Raw genomic sequence first — 232 nt, forward strand, 5'->3', positions numbered from 1 at the left:
AGCCAATACTGCAGTGGCAAAGCTATCGAAAGAAGGAGCTGATCGCCGGGGCGTCGTAACAACAGATTATTCTGCACGCGCTGAGTTTGATCGCTTTTCACGGCTGGCTGAAATTATGAATAAGCTGGTCCGGTTGTTTCATCTTCGCCATCAATTTCGAGGGTTTTATGAAGATTCAAAACAGTCGGAAGCCGTAAAGAAGAATCTGCAAAAAATTAATATGCTGGCAGGG

General features: G+C 45.3%; 1 protein-coding gene. It reads left to right on the top strand.

Translation table 11 applies throughout. From position 1 onward, the window contains the following. Window positions 1-232: hypothetical protein (locus CWC28_RS22220; RefSeq protein WP_171038377.1), on the top strand; the 232-nt coding region annotated here is incomplete at both ends.

The organism is Pseudoalteromonas sp. S4492 (genome assembly GCF_005886115.1).
Lineage (GTDB): Bacteria > Pseudomonadota > Gammaproteobacteria > Enterobacterales > Alteromonadaceae > Pseudoalteromonas > Pseudoalteromonas gelatinilytica.